Below are 13,864 nucleotides of genomic sequence, written 5' to 3' on the forward strand. Positions count from 1 at the left end.
GCGCGCCCGTGGGGACGCCTTGGCCGGAACTGCCTCTTGCGGCATGTCCAGAGGTACCGCAACCGGCTCCGGACGCAAGTTTACCCACTGACGCATGCATAGCACCGCGCGGTCGCGACCACCGGTGTCGCCACCGGGTGAGGACCGCTCACACGCGGTAATGGGCGGAATTCCGTGACAGGTTGATGTTGTAATAGGGGTCGGCACGCAGCTCCGGGCCCCAGCGGTCGAGCATGGTCAGCACCTCGCCCTCGAAGCGCTTCTGCTTCTCCGGCGTGTCCTCGGCCCCGCGGCTCTTCGACTCGTGATGAATCAATTTCGCGAAGGGGGTCCAGACGATCCGGTAGCCGGACCGGCGGATCTTCAGGCAGAGGTCGACGTCGTTGAAGGCGACCTTCAGGGCCTGCGCGTCGAAGCCGCCGACCTCCGCGAACACGTCCGCCCGCATGGCCAGGCACGCGCCGGTGACCGCCGAGACCTCGTGGGCGATGACCATGCGGCAGAAATAGCCCGGATCCGCGTCCGCGACGCCGAGATGGCTGTGGCCGGCCACGCCCCCGATCCCGAGGACGATGCCGCCGTGCTGGATCGTGTGGTCCGGGTAGAGGAGCTTGGCCCCGACGGCCCCGATCTCCGGCCGCACGGCGTGGCGGACCAGCTCGGCCAGCCAGCCGGGCTCGAGCACCTCGATGTCGTTGTTGAGGAACAGGAGCACCGCGCCGGTGGCCGCGGCGGCGCCGCGATTCGACAGATCCGAGAAATTGAACGCCCCCGGCACCGGCACGACGCGCACCCGCGGATCGTCCCGGTAGCGGGCGAACAGGGCGGCGGTCTCCGGCTCGCGGCTGTCGTTGTCGACGATGATCACCTCGATGTCGGGGTAGTCGGTCGCGCCGAGCAGCCCGTCGAGGGTCACCGACAGGATCTCGGCCCGGTCGCGGGTCGGGATGATCGCGGAGACCCGCGGCGGCGACGCCGGCAGCGGCCGGACCAGGCGGTTGAAGCCGCCGGGACCGCGCTCCGCGCGGCCGCCCCAGGGCGCCACGACCTCCTCCAGGGCGCGCAGGCGCGCGGCCTCCGCCCGGGCGAGCGCCCGGTCCGAGAAGGTGCCGGACCCTTGGGCGGCGCGCCAGTGATAGAGCACCCGCGGGATGTGGCGGATGCGGGCGGGGTCGAGCCCGTCGGTCAGCCGCAGCAGCAGGTCGTGGTCCTGACTGCCCTCGAAGCCGGGGCGCAGGCCGCCGACGGCGCGCAGCGCCTCGGTGCGCACGACCGTGAGGTGGTTGATGTAGTTCTGGGCATAGAGCAGCTCGCGGTCGAAGCAGGACTTGAAGTGCGGGTCGAACCGCCGGCCGCGCCCGTCGATCTTGTCCTCGTCGCTGTAGATCAGCACGAGGCCCGGGTCGCGGCGCAGCGCCCGGGCGACCTCGTAGAGGGCGTCCTCGGTGAGCGCGTCGTCGTGGTCCATGAAGGCGCAGACCGCCCCCCGGGCCATGCCCAGCGCGTCGTTGGTCGCCCGGGCGATGTGGCCGTTCTCCGTCCGGGCGAGGACGCGGATGCGCGGGTCGGCCTCGGCCGCCCGGCTCAGGATCCGCGGGATCTCGGGGCGCGTGGAGGCGTCGTCGACGGCGCACAGTTCCCAGTGGGGGTAGAGCTGCGCCCGCAGCGAGGCCAGGGCCGCGCGCAGCACCTTCGGGTCCGGATCGTGGACCGGCATCAGCACGGAGATCAGGGGCGGATCGGTCCAGGCGGCGATCTCGGCGGCGATCCCGTCCCGCTCCGCGCGGCGCAGGGTGTGGGTCCCGAGCCAGGCCTCGTAGCCGCTCACGCGCCGGTGGCGCAGCGCCCGGCCGAGGAAGCCCCGCGCGCGCACCTTCTTGCCGAGGATCCGCCAGGTGAAGGCCTGCACGGTCAGGCCGGGATCGCGCAGGAGCCCGCGGGCGGCCAGGACCGGCCGGGCGAGGCGGCGCACGGCGATCCGGCGCAGCCGGACCGGGACGCGCCCGGCCGGGTCGGCGACGCGCAGCTCGACGACGTCCTCGGGCAGGCAGCCGATCCACGCGAAGGCGCCGCCGCCCCGGGCCTCCTGCGGCAGCAGCGTGCCCGCCCGTCCGTCGGGACCGACGAAGCTGATGTCGGGGAGGGTGTCGCGGGCCTCGGCCGGGTCGTTGGACAGGATGATCTCGACCCAGCGGCCCGCGAGATCCGGCAGCGCGACGCGCAACCCGTCGGAGCCCGCCCGCGCCGGGAGGGCGCGCCGCTTGCCCCAGAGCCCCGCGACCTGCGCCGTCGGGAGGCGGAGTTCGGGCACCGCCGGCCCGGTCGAACGCACCATCAACTCCAGCTCTTGTCGACCGAGGCCTTCACGGCATCCGACATGGCCACGTCGAACACGATCATGTCCTCGACCGCCTTGACGCTCTTCAGGCGCTCGGCCAGCGCCAGCGTCTCGGCCGGCACCGGCGGCAGCGCCGGGATCGGCGCGCCGATCCCGAGGCGGTCGAACAGCGTCGACGCGAAGGCGGGGAACCGGGTCTTGTGGCCGACGATCCCGACCCGGGCGAGAATCTCGATCGCCGCGATCGAGTTGCCCGGATGCAGCCGGTCGTCCGGCATGCGGGTCCCGAGCTGGCGGGTCAGGGGGTTGTAGAGCAGCCGGTAGGCGGGCTCGGGCAGCATCCGGAAGAAGCGTTTGAGGCTCTTCACGTCGGAGAAGTCGTACCCGTCCGCGAAGGCGGCGGCCTCGGCCAGCGGCCCCAGGCGCCAGCTGCGCGCCGGATCGGCCGCATCCGCGGCCCGGGCCTTCAGCCAGCGCATCCGGGCCGCCATCTCGATCTGCGGCTCCTGGAGCAGGATGGCCGTGACCATCAGGTCCGGCGTCATGAAGTTCTCGTAGCGCGGGATGGTCACGGCGCCCGACAGGAAGGCCGACGGGGCGGCCGGGCCGGCCAGGACGCAGCTCAGGATCTCGTCCGGCAGCTTGTGGATGCCGAAGTAGCAGTGCTGGAAATACGGGAAGAGCGCCGTCTGGAGGACGGTCTCGGGCTCGATGCCGGTGTTGATCAGCATGGTCCGCAGCCGGATCTGACCCTCGACCGGCATGCGGCGGTAGACCAGCACGTTGGTGTCGGCATCGTAGAGTTCGAGCCGCGGGATCTCGGACAGGCCCGGCACCTCGGCCTCGCTGACCACGAAGGTGCATTGCCCGGTGGCGTGCCAGCCGTTGCGCTTGAACGCCTCGTCGATGACGCTGGCCGGGACCTCGGCCACGCGTCGGCCGTCGACCGCGACCACGACCCGGCTGATGGCGAGGGGATTGTCCGGCACGATCCAGCCGCGGATCGAGTCGCCCTGATCGTGGTCGATGAAGTAGCGCATGTCCTGAAGCGTGAGGCGGCGGCATGCCGGCGCCGAGTGTCCGCCATGTGTCGCGGCGCGGCCGGATGCCGAGCGGCAGGGCCATAGCGCATTTTCCCGTCGGCGTGCACCATGGCGCGTTCGGCCCGGAGACGGATCCCGGCGGGTTGCCCCCGCCGGCTCGTTCTCCCCGTCTCTAAGCCATTGACGCAGAATGCGCTATCCGCGCGCGGCGCGGGGCGATCGGGTCGGCGCGCGCCGCGGCCGGACCATTGAGGGACGCGATCGATCGGCCTGGTCACGCAGGTTCCGCTTGCGCCCTCGCCGGGCAGCCGCTATAGGCCCCGCCCACCGGAGCCCGAACGGCGCCGGCCCGGACGCGCAGCTCGGCGGGAGAGCACTACCTTGACACGGTAGTCGGCACTCTCATAAGTTACTGAGCAGTCTGGACTATTTCGATGGCTTGCAGGTTCGTCGAACCTGATCGCGGTCGATATGGAGACGTAGCACAGCGGTAGTGCATTCCCTTGACATGGGAAAGGTCACAGGTTCGATCCCTGTCGTCTCCACCATTCGGCGCCGTGACTCCCGGCCCGTCTCCAGATTGAACGCCCCAGACTGACGTCACGGCAGGATCGCCCACCGAGGGGTTCTCCGAACCCGTCGCGGCCTACGGCATCGCGCCTGCCCGTTCCTCCCTCACGGCGTCGCTCGTGCCTCCTCTCGCGTGGCGAGACGACGAGGCTCGAGCAGAACCGATGCCCGACCCGGCGGCGGGACCGGGATCCTACGGGATCGCGGTGCGGGCGAGGGCCGCGCGGCGCAGCCGACAGGCGGCCTCCGTGACACGGCGCGAGCGGTCCCGTCCCGCGTCCGGCCGCGCGCGGTCGCAGGTCTTCGCGACCGCGTCCAGCACGGCCGAGGCCGCCGCCATGAGGGCCAGCGTCGTCGCCGAACCGACCGAGACCAGGAAGAAGATCGTTGCGATGACTTGCGGAGCGGTCATGACGCACCTCCTCGGGTGCTTCGCGGTGATGCGGGAGACTTATGGCCGGTGCGGCGGGAACAGCGTGCGGCCGAGCACGGGCCGCGTCGCGTCGGGCGCACCGCCCGCGGGCTCCGGACGGGGGGAGAACCTCAGCTCGATCGTCCGGCCCTCGCGCGCGACGACCTCGCAGGCCTGGTTCAGCAGCAGGGCGATCGAGACGAGCCGGACGGCCTGCGGTGGCACCGCCTCCGGCTGGACCTCGATCCGCGCCCCGGATGTCCTGAGCTCCCAGATCAGGCAGTCACAGCATTCCTGCGGGTGCCCGAAGAAGATCTGTCCGGTCTTGAAGGCCGGCCTCCAGGCCTCTTCCATGCGGTTCCCGGCCATCGCGATCTCCTGCAGAACAACCATTTCAGCCCGTACCGATGAGCTGAATACGCGGTCATTCCGGGCGCGAATTCCGTATCAAACAGCACATCCGGCGAGCGCACCGGCAATCCTGCCGCCGGCTTCGATCCGGCGATCCGGGGCCCGGCGCGAGGCCCGCCCGGCCGTGGCCGCCGCGCGGGGATCGGCCGCCGTCATTAATTGTCCAATACCCGATCGCCCGTCGTTTAATCCTTCGTTAACCATTCTAAACAGCTTAGTCGGATCAGAATCGCGTACACAGGGAGCAGGGGATCCGTGAGCGAGCTGCAGAGGCTTCTGAGCGATCCTCGGTTCCGGCCCGCAGACAAGGCCAAGCGCGGCGCCGCGTCCGAACCCGACCTCGGCAACGTCCTGCGCGCCGTCGCGTCGCTGCACGCGCGGGCCGAGTCCCCGACACCGCCGGCCGCGCCGCGGGACTGGGACGCGCTGATCCACCGGGTGCAGACCGCCGCCCGCCAAGCGCGCGTGATCGAGGCCCAGGCGCGCGAGCGGGAGGCGCGGATCGAGCAGGTGCTGGATCAGGTCCGCGAGGAGGTCCACGCCTCCAACGAGCGCGCCCGGATGGCCGAGATGCAGGCGCGCGAGGCCCAGCTGCGCGCCGAGGCGCAGGTCGTCGCCGCCGAGGAGCGCGCCAAGGCGGCGGAGGCCCGCGCCCGCGCCGCCGAGGATCGGGCCCGGCAGGCCGAGGACTGGCTGGACCGTGTCCAACAGGCGATCCTGTCCGAGTTCTCGGACCTCACCGAGCAGGCTGCGGCATGAGCGCCGCCCGCGCGTGGGCCGAGCCGACGGCGCCCCATCCCCTGTCCGACCCGGCCCTGCCGCGCGACGGCCACGCCGACCCGATCGACCGGGTCGTGGCGCTGTTCTCCGGCGCCGCGGCCGCATCCCCCGCGCCCGCCTCCCCGGCGGCCGAGGATGACTGGTCGACCTCCCTGACCGCCGTGCGCGGCGCCGCGGCGCGGGTCCGCGCCCTGCAGGCGAGCGCCCGCGACTCCGTCCGGGAGGCTCAGAGTTCCGTGCGGGCGGCCGAGACGGCGCTCCGCGCGGCCGAGGAGCGGGCCCGCCACGCCGAGGCGCTCCTGCAGGCGGCGCTCGCCCGGGCCGAGCGGGCCGAGGCGCAGGCCCGTGCGTCGGACGAGCGGGCCGAACGGGCGGAGGCCCAGCGGGCCGAGGCGCGGGCGTGGCTGCGCCGGATGCACGAGTGCATGGTCAACGAGTTCGGCGCCCTGTCCGGAGCGGCGGATCAGCCCTGAGCCGGCGCGCGCCGGCCCCGGTCGCCCGGACATCCGGCCGGGATCGCGCGGACCCGCGATGCGTCGGCCTCGGCCGAGCGTCCGACGCCACCATGACGCGCGATGGCCGCCGCGACGCGGGCCGGCCGCGCAGATCTCCTCCGGGGTCCCGCAATTACGAGCACTCGCCTTAAGTCGTCGAAAACAATTCTCAGGATATGGAATTCTGATCTCGTCGCCTCGACACCGTCCGCCTGGCAGGATCGCCGTGACCCTCAGCCTCGTCCTCAGCACGTCCCTTCCGCTCCTCACCGGGGCGGTGGCCCTGCTGTGGGCGGGCTTCGTCGCTCCGGAGCGGGAGGAGCGTCCGGACGTGCCCGGCGCCCGCGACCTGCGCACGTGGTGAGCGCCGGATCCCGGTTCCGGCCGTGAGGCGCCCGCCGCCGAACCGGCCCTCCGGAGGCGGAGAGACCCCGAGAGGCCCCGCGCCCCGTCCCGGGCCGCTTCCGGGGACGGCACCCGGCGCGCTATGACGCGCCGGACGCCCTCGCGGCGAGGGCCGGCTCACGGAGGCTTCCCATGGATCTCGGCTTGAGCGGACGCCGGGCGCTCGTCTGCGCGGCGAGCAAGGGACTGGGCAAGGGCTGCGCCCTGGCGCTCGCCCGGGAGGGCGTCGCGGTGACGATCACGGCCCGCACCGCGGAGACGCTGGAGCGGACCGCGGACGAGATCCGCGCCGCGACGGGCGTCACCGTCACCGCCGTCGCGGGCGACATCGCCACCGAGGCCGGCCGGGCGGCCGCGCTCGCCGCCTGCCCCGAGCCCGACATCCTGGTCAACAATGCCGGCGGCCCGCCCCCCGGCGATTTCCGCGAGTGGGACCGCGACGCCTGGATCCGGGCGCTCGACGCCAACATGCTGGCGCCGATCGCGCTCATCAAGGCGACGGTCGACGGGATGATCGACCGCGGGTTCGGCCGGATCGTCAACATCACCTCCGGCGCCGTGAAGGCGCCGATCGAGCATCTCGGCCTGTCGAACGGCGCCCGCTCGGGGCTGACGGGCTTCGTGGCCGGCCTGGCGCGCAAGACCGTGCGGCACGGCGTGACGATCAACAACCTGCTGCCTGGCCCCTTCGACACCGACCGGATCCGCGGCAACGCCGCCGCGGGGGCCGCCAAGGCCGGCACCTCCGTGGAGGCGTTCCTGGAGGCGCGGGCCCGCGACAACCCCGCCGGCCGCTTCGGCCACCCCGACGAGTTCGGCGCCGCCTGCGCGTTCCTGTGCAGCCAGCAGGCGGGCTTCATCACCGGGCAGAACCTGCTGATGGATGGCGGCGCCTATCCCGGCACGTTCTGACGCGGACCGGCCCGACCGGCCCTCCGCTTGCAGGGCCGGATCAGATCATGCGGTGAGGACCATGAGCGTACGCGAGACCCTCGAGGCCCGGCTGGCCCGGATCGCCGCGGGGGACCCGGCGGTCTTCACCCGCCTCTACCCGGAGCAGGCCCGCGCGGCGGCGGACGCCGCCGATGCGCGCCGCCAGGACGGGATCTCCCTCGGCCCCCTCGACGGCGCGATGGTCTCGATCAAGGACCTGTTCGACGTGGCGGGCGAGACGACGCGCGCCGGCTCGGTCCTCTTGGCCGACGCGGCGCCGGCGCGGTCCGACGCCCCGGTGGTCGCCCGCCTGCGCCGCGCCGGCGCGGTGATCCTGGGCAAGACCAACATGTCCGAGTTCGCCTTCTCGGGGCTCGGCCTCAACCCGCATTACGGCACCCCCGGCAACGCCGCCGATCCGGCGCGCATCCCGGGGGGCTCGTCCTCCGGCGCCGGGGTCTCGGTGGGGCAGGGGACGAGCGACATCGCGATCGGGTCCGACACGGGCGGCTCCGTCCGGATCCCGGCCTCGCTGAACGGCGTCGTCGGCTTCAAGCCGACCGCAAGCCGCGTGCCGCTGGAGGGGGCGTTCCCGCTGTCCTACGCCCTCGATTCCCTGGGGCCGCTCGCCCGGACGGTCGCGGATTGCGCGGCCGCCGACGCCGTGATGGCGGGCGAGGAGCCCGCGCCGCTGGAGGCGCTCGCCGTCGCCGGCCTGCGCATCGGCGTGCCGCGGGGCCTGCTGTTCACCGAGACGGAGGCGCCGGTCGCCGAGGCCTTCGAGCGGGTGCTGTCCCGCCTGTCCCGGGCCGGCGCCCGGATCGCCGATCACCCGATCGACGACCACCTCGCCGCCATGGACGCGGCGCTCCCGGACGGCTCCCTCGCGGCGATCGAGGCCGCGGCGATCCACGCTGACTGGCTGGACAGCGCGGCCGGCCGCTACGACCCGCGGGTGCATCGCCGCATCGTGGCCGGCCGGAATGCGACGGCCGCAGGCTACATCCGGACGATGCGCCGGCGGGCCGCGCTGATCGCCGCCTTCGACCGGCACCTCGCCCCGCTCGACGTGCTGGCGCTCCCGGCGACCGCCGCGACGGCGCCGCTCACCGCCCCGCTGGCGGCGGACGACGCGGCCTTCCTGGCGGCCAATCGCCTGATGCTGCGCAACACCGCCTTCGGCAACTTCTTCGATCTCACCGGCCTGTCCCTGCCGATGCCGGGCCTGCCCCGGCCGGCGGGCCTGATGCTGCTGGCCCGGCACGGACAGGACCGCCGGCTCCTGGCGATCGGGGCCGGGATCGAGGCCGCGCTGGCGGGGTGAGCGCCCCGCGCGGCCCGGGCCCGCTCAGCGGATCTGGCGGGACAGCGCCACGCCGAGGCGCTCCGCGCCGATCTTCGGCTGGCCGCCGGCCACGAAGACGACGAGATCCTTGCCCGGATTGACGACGACCACGCTGTTGAAGCCGTCGGTCCCCCCGACCTTCAGGAAGACCGGCCGCTGGCCCGCGTCCGGGTCGCCGATCTCCTCGATCCAGGCCATGCCCTGCCGGAAGGTCTGTCCCTCCGGCTGGTAGAGCGGCGTCATCGCCTCGCGCAGCGCCCGGGTGAGCGCTGGCGGCACGGGCGCGCCGTTCACCGCCTCGTGCCCGAGCGCCGCCTCGCCGAAGGCGAGCATGTCGGTGGCGGTCGAGCGGAGCGCTCCCGCGGCGTACCACGCGAAGACCGGCCAGGGCATGACCGGCTGGCCCTCCATCCCGTAGCCCTGCGCGAGACGCGCGCGGTCGGCCGGCTTCACGGTGACCGCCGTGCTGGTCATCCCGAGCGGCCCGGTGATCCGCTCGTGCACGAGGCTCTCCCACGGCGCGCCGAGACGTTCGGAGAGAACGTAGCCGAGCAGGCCGATGCCGGCATTCGAGTACCGGTAGGGGGCGGGCAGGGCGCAGCCGCCCGCCTCGGATCCCTCCGGGCTCCAGCGCGACACCCAGGCCAGGAACGCCTCCGGCGGGTAGGTCCGGACGCTGCGCTCCGCCAGGGCACGCGGCAGGTCGCCCGGCAGCGTCGGCATCCCCGAGGTGAAGTCGGCGAGCTGCAGCGGCGTGATCTGGGCCGTGCAGGGCCGGAGCCGCAGGTTCGGCAACAGCTCCTGCAGCGGCGTGTCGGGACGCAGGCGGCCCGCATCGACGGCCTCGGCGAACAGTGCGGTCGTGAACACCTTGGTGATCGAGCCGATCTCCACGATCGTGTCGGACCGGTAGGGCGCGCCGCCGGCCCCGTTGAACCCGAAATAGCTGCGCCGCCCCCGGTGGCTCACGCCCACGATCAGGCCCGGGATCGCCCCGCGCGCGACCCAGGCGCCGGCCAAGCGCTCGACGACCGGCCGCAGCGCGTCCACCTCCGCGCCGGCCGCGAGGTCAGCCGGGCGCCCGGCCCCCTCACCGAAGCCGTCCTGCGCGCCGCCGGGACCGGCGGCGAGCGCGAGGACGAGGGCGGCGAGGCCGGCCGTCACGATGGGTCGAGACCGTCCGCCGGCCCGACGATCCGCGCTGTTCATGGTCCTCCTCCCGATCCGTCACCGGCGCGCCGGGTGCGTCAGATTGGAACGGATGCATTGACAAACACTGAATACAGAACGGAAATCGCGCGGCTCATAAATGATGATGCGTAGTTGATACAGGTATTGACTGAATGCGGGCCATTGACATTAATCTTGGCTCGCAAGCAGCATGATGCACGATCCGGACGCGGACAGCGCGCCGGTCGCGGGAGGATCACGCCGTGCATTTCATGCGGATGATGGGGCTCGTGGCCCTTGTGTTGAGCGGCCTGGGCCTGACGGGCCCGGCGTCGGCGGCCCCGCTCTCACCGGCTCCGCTGGCCGGCGACGCGAGCGGGCTGACCCGGGTCGGCTACTGGTGCGGGCCCGGATTCCACCTCAACCCGTGGGGCCGGTGCGTCCCGAACGCCCGCCGGTTCTACGGCCCGGGCCCGGCCTTCTACGGAGCCCGCTACTACGGAGGCCGGCGCTTCTACCGGACCTACAACTATCGCTGGCACCGCAATTACCGCTGGCATCGCAACTATCGCTGGCACCGCAACTATCATTGGCATCGCAGCTACCACTGGCGTCGCCGCTGACGAACGCGCCGGCGGCGCTCCGGACGGTCTCGCCCGGAGCGCCGCCGGCCCCACATACCGCTTCCCAGATCCGCGGCCGGCCGGACAGCGGCCACCGCGGCGCCGTATTCGGAGACCTGTGACGATGCGCCTCCCGCTGATTGCCTTCGCGACCGCGATTGCCCTGACCACGGGGGCGGCGGCGCAATCCGTGCCGGAGCCACCCATCCAGAGCCCGCAGGACGCCGCCTGCCGCGAGCAGGCGCGGGCCCAGATCTTCAGCTACCCCAACCCGAACAACCTCAGCCTCTACGACCTCGGTTCGCAGATCTGGCACCTGTGCATGGCGTCCTATCACGGCCGCGGCCCCAACCCCGGCCGCACGGAGCAGCGCTTCTAGGCAGCGCTTCCAGGCAGCGCTTCCAGGACGGCCCCGGGCCGCGGTCGCGGCCGCCGGGACGGCCCCTCGAGACAGCTCAGCGGAACCGATCATGACGAGCAAGCTCCGCGGCACCGGGCCGCACGGCCACGCACCGCCCGTCGCGCCCGATGCGGGCCGGCGCGCGTTCCTCGGGGCCGCGGCGCTCGGCGTGGCGCTGTCGACGGGCGCGCGCCCCGCGTCGGCGACCACCGCCGCGCCGGCCACGGCCGCGGACGAGACCTTCATGCGGGCGGCCATCGCCGAGGCGCGCCGCGCCGACTTCCCGTTCGGCGCCGTCATCGTCGCGGAGGGCGAGATCCGCGCCCGGGGCCTGAATCTCGGGAAGCAGCAGCGCGATCCCACGGCGCACGGCGAGATGGTGGCGATCCGCCGCTTCCTCGCGGAGCACGGGCCGGAGGCGCTGCGGGGGACGACCCTCTACACGTCCGGCGAACCCTGCGCGATGTGCATGGGCGCGATCGTCTGGTGCGGGATCTCGCGCGTCGTCTTCGCCGCCTCGCTGCAGCAGCTCGCCACGAAGATCGACCAGATCATGATCAGCTGCACGGAGGTCGCGGACCGGTCGGCGTTCCGCCCGATCGCGATCACGGGCGGTGTCCTGGCGGAGGAGGCGCTCGCGCTCTTTCCGCCCGGCGACCGCCCGTCCAAGTAAGGGACTGGAAGACGGCTCGGGCGACCGCCCGCGCGGCCCGGCAATCCGGTGGGACGCGGCCGTCGCTCCCCCGGAGGTCCCGCCGCATTGCCGGGCCGCCCGCCCTGGTGCACCCTGCCGACGATTCCCGGACCTCGCCCCGAGCCCCCGCCTCGGGCGCCCGGGGATCGCGGGACCGCCTGCGCCGGGCGGCGATCCCGGAGGGCCGACAGGGCCGACCGGCAGGGAGCCGTCGCATGAGCGCAGCCACACCGTCGACCGTCGCGGACCGGGATACGGACCCCGCCGATCGCGCCGCGATCCGCGCGATGCGCGTCGACCTCGCGGCCGCCTACCGGCTGATCCATCGGCTGGGCCTCGACGACAGCATCTACACCCACATCTCGGCGCGGCTGCCGGGCGCCGGGCACCGGTTCCTGATCAACCCCTACGGGATGCGCTTCGAGGAGGTGTCGCCGGAGAACCTCGTCACCGTCGACATCGACGGGAAAGTGCTCGAGGATCCGATGGGGCTCGGCATCAACCCGGCCGGGTTCACGATCCACAGCGCCATCCACGCCGCGCGCCACGACGCGATCTGCGTGCTGCACACCCACACGGTCGCGGGCGTGGCGGTCTCCTGCCAGGAGGAGGGGCTCCTGCCCCTGAACCAGTGGTCGATGCAGTTCACGGGGCGCGTCGCCTACCACGCCTACGAGGGCATCGCCCTCGACCTCGACGAGCGGGAGCGGCTGGTGGCCGATCTCGGCGACAAGCCCGTGATGGTGCTGCGCAATCACGGCCTGCTGACCTGCGGCCGCACGGTCGGCGAGGCGTTCCGGCTGATGCACAACATGGAGCGCTCGTGCCGGGCGCAGCTGGCGATCCAGGCGGCGGGCGCGCCGGTGATCCGGCCCTCCTCCGCCATCGCCACCAAGACCGCCGGGCAGTACGCCGCCGGCTACGACCGCGTCGTGGTCCAGGGGGCGCCCGACAACGAGTGGGCGGCGTTCAAGCGGATGCTGGCGCGGACGGATCCGGATTTCTTCGCGAACGGCTGAGGGCGGCACGGCCGCCGGCTGAGCCGTTCGGTCGATGCGCCGCTCTCCGTCATCGCGAACGCGGCGAAGCGACCCAGGGCAGCGCGACGTCCGACCTCGTCACGCCGACCGGACTGCTTCGCTCCACCCGCAACGACGGCGGTGCCGCGATCGGCGACGGCGTGAGACGTCGAGCGGGCGCCTCCCGCTCAGCAGGAGCGAGACGCCGCAGCACGCACCTCACCCGTCTGCCCAGGCCCCGCTCGACCGGTAGGTCTGCTTGAGGAACGCGATGAAGGCCCGGGTCTTGGCCGGCACGAAGGCCCGGCTCGGGTAGACCGCGAAGATGCCGGCCGAGGCCGCCGCCGCGTAGGCCGGCAGCACCACCTCCAGCAGGCCGTCGCGCAGCTCCGCGTGCACGTCCCAGGTGGAGCGCAGCGCGATCCCGAGGCCGCCGATCACGGCCTCGCGCACCACCTCGTTGGAATGGGTGCGCAGCGGCCCCGAGGCGCCGACCGTGCAGGGGCCCTCCGGCCCGACCAGCCGCCAGGGATTCTGGTTCTCGGTGGCGAGGCAGACATGGCCGCGCAGGTCGTCGAGGCTCTGCGGCCGCCCGGCCGCGTCGAGGTAGCTCGGCCGCGCGCAGAGGACCCGCTGCACTGGCGCGAGGCGCACCGCCGTCAGCCCGGAACTCTCCAGCGCGCCGACCCGGATCGCGAGGTCGTAGCCGCGCTCGACGATCGACTCGAAATCGTCGCTCAGCTCCAAGTTGAGCACGATGCCGGGATGGAGGGCGAAGAAGGCCCGCAGGTGCGGGACGATGTGCAGGCGCCCGAAGGAGCTCGGCGCCGTGACCCGGAGCGTCCCCCGCGCCCGCGTCGCCGTCTGCGACACGAGGCTCTCGGCCTCCGCGATGGCGTCGACGATCGGCGCGATCCGCTCGAAGAAGGCCGCGCCGACATCCGTGGGCGCCACCCGCCGCGTGGTGCGATGCAGCAGGCGCACGGCGAGCCGTTCCTCCAGCCTTTTCAGCCGCTTCGACACCACCGCGACCGACAGGCCGAGCTCCGACCCGGCCTGGGTGAGGCTGCCGGTGCGGACCACCCGGGCGAAGATCTCCAAGTCGCTCTGGTCGTGCATTGTCAACGCTGCGGAAAAAATCAAATCCCTTTTGCCGCCTTTCTCGCGGATGCCAAGCGATCTATCGAGGAGACGTCAAAAATTTTTCACGGCGCGTTCGATTTTTTT

At 72.9% G+C, this 13,864-nt stretch carries 15 protein-coding genes and 1 tRNA gene; 10 read left to right on the forward strand and 6 right to left on the reverse strand.

Annotation, left to right across the window (positions count from 1 at the left end; genetic code table 11):
• Positions 1–148: 148 nt before the first annotated feature.
• On the reverse strand, positions 149–2,335 hold the full coding sequence (locus tag ACLBX8_RS13375) for a glycosyltransferase family 2 protein (RefSeq protein WP_091978268.1): 2,187 nt from the start codon (positions 2,333–2,335) through the stop codon (positions 149–151).
• Positions 2,335–3,378: a hypothetical protein gene (locus ACLBX8_RS13380; protein ID WP_091926348.1), complete on the reverse strand. Its 1,044-nt coding sequence runs from the start codon at positions 3,376–3,378 to the stop codon at positions 2,335–2,337. The genes ACLBX8_RS13375 and ACLBX8_RS13380 overlap by 1 nt, the downstream gene beginning before the upstream one ends.
• Positions 3,379–3,854: 476 nt before the next feature.
• Between ACLBX8_RS13380 and ACLBX8_RS13385 the strand changes: the two genes are divergently transcribed.
• Positions 3,855–3,929, forward strand: a tRNA-Val gene (locus ACLBX8_RS13385).
• Between the two features lie 215 nt (positions 3,930–4,144).
• On the opposite strand, the gene ACLBX8_RS13390 is transcribed toward ACLBX8_RS13385, so the two are convergent.
• On the reverse strand, positions 4,145–4,363 hold the full coding sequence (locus tag ACLBX8_RS13390) for a hypothetical protein (protein WP_447699556.1): 219 nt from the start codon (positions 4,361–4,363) through the stop codon (positions 4,145–4,147).
• Between the two features lie 39 nt (positions 4,364–4,402).
• Complete coding sequence (locus ACLBX8_RS13395) at positions 4,403–4,732, reverse strand: hypothetical protein (RefSeq protein WP_020093241.1); 330 nt, start codon at positions 4,730–4,732, stop codon at positions 4,403–4,405.
• A gap of 297 nt (positions 4,733–5,029) precedes the next feature.
• On the opposite strand from ACLBX8_RS13395, the gene ACLBX8_RS13400 reads away from it, so the two are divergent.
• From ACLBX8_RS13400 to ACLBX8_RS13420, 5 genes are all read left to right on the forward strand, one after another.
• On the forward strand, positions 5,030–5,533 hold the full coding sequence (locus tag ACLBX8_RS13400) for a hypothetical protein (protein WP_020093242.1): 504 nt from the start codon (positions 5,030–5,032) through the stop codon (positions 5,531–5,533).
• Positions 5,530–6,027 carry a hypothetical protein gene (locus ACLBX8_RS13405; protein WP_056523291.1) on the forward strand — a complete coding sequence of 166 codons (498 nt, stop codon included), beginning with the start codon at positions 5,530–5,532 and terminating at the stop codon, positions 6,025–6,027. The genes ACLBX8_RS13400 and ACLBX8_RS13405 overlap by 4 nt, the downstream gene beginning before the upstream one ends.
• 247 nt (positions 6,028–6,274) lie before the next feature.
• Entirely contained in the window at positions 6,275–6,412 is a 138-nt protein-coding gene (locus ACLBX8_RS13410; protein WP_020093244.1) for a hypothetical protein, read from the forward strand.
• 173 nt (positions 6,413–6,585) lie between these two features.
• Positions 6,586–7,365: an SDR family oxidoreductase gene (locus ACLBX8_RS13415; protein WP_020093245.1), complete on the forward strand. Its 780-nt coding sequence runs from the start codon at positions 6,586–6,588 to the stop codon at positions 7,363–7,365.
• 61 nt (positions 7,366–7,426) lie between these two features.
• Positions 7,427–8,710, forward strand: coding sequence for an amidase (locus ACLBX8_RS13420; RefSeq protein WP_447715292.1), 1,284 nt, complete (start codon positions 7,427–7,429; stop codon positions 8,708–8,710).
• 24 nt (positions 8,711–8,734) lie between these two features.
• Here the strand turns inward: ACLBX8_RS13420 and ACLBX8_RS13425 are convergent, their stop codons facing one another.
• Entirely contained in the window at positions 8,735–9,940 is a 1,206-nt protein-coding gene (locus ACLBX8_RS13425) for a serine hydrolase domain-containing protein (protein WP_447715293.1), read from the reverse strand.
• A 233-nt stretch (positions 9,941–10,173) separates the two neighbouring features.
• On the opposite strand from ACLBX8_RS13425, the gene ACLBX8_RS13430 reads away from it, so the two are divergent.
• From ACLBX8_RS13430 to ACLBX8_RS13445, 4 genes are all read left to right on the forward strand, one after another.
• The gene (locus ACLBX8_RS13430; RefSeq protein ID WP_447715343.1) at positions 10,174–10,524 is read left to right on the forward strand and encodes a GCG_CRPN prefix-to-repeats domain-containing protein; all 351 of its coding nucleotides are present in this window, start codon (positions 10,174–10,176) and stop codon (positions 10,522–10,524) included.
• Positions 10,525–10,648: 124 nt separating this feature from the next.
• The gene (locus ACLBX8_RS13435; protein WP_020093249.1) at positions 10,649–10,903 is read left to right on the forward strand and encodes a hypothetical protein; all 255 of its coding nucleotides are present in this window, start codon (positions 10,649–10,651) and stop codon (positions 10,901–10,903) included.
• Between the two features lie 91 nt (positions 10,904–10,994).
• Complete coding sequence (locus tag ACLBX8_RS13440; RefSeq protein ID WP_447715294.1) at positions 10,995–11,597, forward strand: nucleoside deaminase; 603 nt, start codon at positions 10,995–10,997, stop codon at positions 11,595–11,597.
• Positions 11,598–11,833: 236 nt separating this feature from the next.
• A complete protein-coding gene (locus tag ACLBX8_RS13445) occupies positions 11,834–12,637 on the forward strand; it encodes a class II aldolase/adducin family protein (protein WP_091677564.1) in 804 nt (267 codons plus the stop codon).
• Positions 12,638–12,856: 219 nt separating this feature from the next.
• Here the strand turns inward: ACLBX8_RS13445 and ACLBX8_RS13450 are convergent, their stop codons facing one another.
• The gene (locus ACLBX8_RS13450) at positions 12,857–13,756 is read right to left on the reverse strand and encodes a LysR family transcriptional regulator (RefSeq protein WP_020093252.1); all 900 of its coding nucleotides are present in this window, start codon (positions 13,754–13,756) and stop codon (positions 12,857–12,859) included.
• Positions 13,757–13,864: the final 108 nt, after the last annotated feature.

Source organism: Methylobacterium sp. D48H, assembly GCF_053345715.1.

Coding starts and splice junctions, on each gene's coding strand:
- ACLBX8_RS13375 (WP_091978268.1), bottom strand. CDS start 2,335: ATGGTGCGTTCGACCGGGCCGGCGGTGCCCGAACTCCGCCTCCCGACG.
- ACLBX8_RS13380 (WP_091926348.1), bottom strand. CDS start 3,378: ATGCGCTACTTCATCGACCACGATCAGGGCGACTCGATCCGCGGCTGG.
- ACLBX8_RS13390 (WP_447699556.1), bottom strand. CDS start 4,363: ATGACCGCTCCGCAAGTCATCGCAACGATCTTCTTCCTGGTCTCGGTC.
- ACLBX8_RS13395 (WP_020093241.1), bottom strand. CDS start 4,732: ATGGCCGGGAACCGCATGGAAGAGGCCTGGAGGCCGGCCTTCAAGACC.
- ACLBX8_RS13405 (WP_056523291.1), top strand. CDS start 5,530: ATGAGCGCCGCCCGCGCGTGGGCCGAGCCGACGGCGCCCCATCCCCTG.
- ACLBX8_RS13415 (WP_020093245.1), top strand. CDS start 6,586: ATGGATCTCGGCTTGAGCGGACGCCGGGCGCTCGTCTGCGCGGCGAGC.
- ACLBX8_RS13420 (WP_447715292.1), top strand. CDS start 7,427: ATGAGCGTACGCGAGACCCTCGAGGCCCGGCTGGCCCGGATCGCCGCG.
- ACLBX8_RS13425 (WP_447715293.1), bottom strand. CDS start 9,940: ATGAACAGCGCGGATCGTCGGGCCGGCGGACGGTCTCGACCCATCGTG.
- ACLBX8_RS13430 (WP_447715343.1), top strand. CDS start 10,174: ATGCGGATGATGGGGCTCGTGGCCCTTGTGTTGAGCGGCCTGGGCCTG.
- ACLBX8_RS13435 (WP_020093249.1), top strand. CDS start 10,649: ATGCGCCTCCCGCTGATTGCCTTCGCGACCGCGATTGCCCTGACCACG.
- ACLBX8_RS13440 (WP_447715294.1), top strand. CDS start 10,995: ATGACGAGCAAGCTCCGCGGCACCGGGCCGCACGGCCACGCACCGCCC.
- ACLBX8_RS13445 (WP_091677564.1), top strand. CDS start 11,834: ATGAGCGCAGCCACACCGTCGACCGTCGCGGACCGGGATACGGACCCC.
- ACLBX8_RS13450 (WP_020093252.1), bottom strand. CDS start 13,756: ATGCACGACCAGAGCGACTTGGAGATCTTCGCCCGGGTGGTCCGCACC.